2 protein-coding genes are annotated in these 2181 nt (G+C 38.1%); one reads left to right on the top strand and one right to left on the bottom strand.

Features of this window, described 5'->3' with window-relative positions:
• Positions 1–5: 5 nt before the first annotated feature.
• Positions 6–287: an IS66 family insertion sequence element accessory protein TnpA gene (tnpA, locus tag C5745_RS19815; RefSeq protein ID WP_165793156.1), complete on the bottom strand. Its 282-nt coding sequence runs from the start codon at positions 285–287 to the stop codon at positions 6–8.
• A gap of 216 nt (positions 288–503) precedes the next feature.
• On the opposite strand from tnpA, the gene C5745_RS19810 reads away from it, so the two are divergent.
• Positions 504–956: a hypothetical protein gene (locus C5745_RS19810; protein WP_105718748.1), complete on the top strand. Its 453-nt coding sequence runs from the start codon at positions 504–506 to the stop codon at positions 954–956.
• Positions 957–2181: the final 1225 nt, after the last annotated feature.

The raw sequence follows: 2181 nt of genomic DNA, 5'->3' as shown, positions 1-2181 counted from the left end.
ACATATCAGTAAAGACGGATCAACTGGGAAAGCAAACCAAGATCGGTATCGACCTTGATCCGCACCCCATTGGGGTAGATAACCTCAACATCGCCTTTTCTGCCGGTCTTATCCATCGCTATAAAGCCGCCGCTGGATGTATCGTTTTCTTTGCCGCGCGAAAACCAGTAATAAAATGTAGCCTCATTGATGCCATTTTCCTCGCAGTAGCGTTTCTTGCTCAGGCCGCTCTGCTGCCAGTCTGCTATCATTGCAAACATCTGTGCTCTTTTTTCTTCTTTGCTCATCCAGCAAAGCTACAGACATCATAATATTGTTCATAGACGTGGACTATAGGGTGGATACGTTAAAGATATAGACTTTACTGATCATGGTCGACCGAAACAGCATCCTGACAATCCACACCAGCACAGATATAGGCCAAACGAAACAGGGGGGACACCTCAGCGAAGCAAAACTGCGGAACCTCTAAATTTTGATGATTGGTTTAAAGGTCTTAATAAATGATGACAAAGGGATTAAAAATAAACGGAGATGATTCAGACATCCTCTCAGTTCGGCTGGAACACTTATTAAATTGTTACGATAGAAGTGAAGGCGATGTTTCTTGGGGATTGCTATGGCTTGATGTAGTGATGCGGCCTGAAGTTGGGTATAATATTCTTGAATTGGAAGGTGAGATCAATAACTCGGACTTCGGTAAGAAAATATCCTTGGAAAAGTTATTAGAATTCTCCTCACAAATTTCGCAAGCGATTAATATTTTGGTCCTCGGTGATAAAGATCCAAAAAATATTAAGAGATTTGAAACAGATGATTTGATGTATGCAAAATGTGAATATGTTATAGAGTTAGTAGATTCTTCGTATTGGATTGTTCATTCAAATAATAGTGTATTTTTGAATAATATATTTGAAAAGATACCTGGAACCGAGTATCTAAACTCGATTTTATAAATTGGACAACGCAGCCCAATCCTCTAAAAGATTGGGCTTTGTTTTGTTGCGCATAGGCTTTGCCTGTCTTTGCATCCCTGGTAATCGCAATCCCACCAGTAGACAATTTCAGCCAAATACAGAGTACGCGTGGTATTATGACGAGTTTTGTTATCTGGGCATTAGGGAAAATGATGATATTAGACTGAACTGGTTTAGGAGATTTAATTTGATCAACTATTATTGTCTATAACGGAGGTCACTGAACAAGAGGCGAAAAACGATTTAAAGGAATATTATTTTACTAGATTAGCCTCCGCAAAAGATATCGATAGTAGCCTTATTTACGAATTTAACGTGGATGACAGTCATTTTTGGGACGGTCCCGTTTGGAAAGTAATGGATTAGGACGGCATTTTGGATGAAGATATTTTTACTGATACGGGCAATAGTACAGATCACTCAATTTTTAGTCTTCTTAATGACGTATCAAGGCTTGAAGAAGGAACTTATAAATGGAATGGAAGCACATGGGTAAAACAATGAGAATATCCTTTTTAATTTCTTTATCTGGACCAAGATTAACAGATGGTGCGCCAAAGAACGAACTAAAAAAGATATGTAAGACACCTATTTCAAAATATTTTCAAAATTTAGGGACGATAACGGAAATTGTTTATATAAGTACGATCTGGGGGATAAACGATTTTGGGAAGGACCGATTTGGGACGAATTGGAAAAGAAGATGATTAGAAAGCAGGAATTTGAGAAGAAAAAAAAGGAGAATCCAAGTGATATATACGAACCAAAATATCATAATTAGATTGAACAATATGACTATGGAGCAAGGTTCCGCGATGCGGAGATAGGACGGTGGAATGTGGTGGACTCGCTAGCAAAGCAATTTGAAAATGTTTCACCGTATAATTATGTGCTCAATAATCCTATCCTAATGATCGATTCTAAAACATTCACGGGATTAGTGCAAGTGTTGGAGATAGACCAACATTGGAAACTTATAACCCTAAAAAACAACATAAGGAAACGAAATTTAGATATTAGTTATGAATGATTTTGTAAAATGGAATCCTATAGTTCCGGTTCCTATGATAGAGAAAAGGTAGTGTAAATTGAACTGTGTCACATCACTCCTTTTAGGGTTCGTTCTCGGAGGCTGAAAGCCTCGAGTGCGAACCCTAAAAGGAGTTGCCGAAGGCTTTAATCCTATCCCCAAATTTAATATGTA

Origin of the sequence: Sphingobacterium haloxyli (genome assembly GCF_002980525.1) — a bacterium.
GTDB lineage: Bacteria > Bacteroidota > Bacteroidia > Sphingobacteriales > Sphingobacteriaceae > Sphingobacterium > Sphingobacterium haloxyli.
Note: the sequence above shows the minus strand (reverse complement) of the source record. Positions and strands in the feature narration are given on the sequence as shown.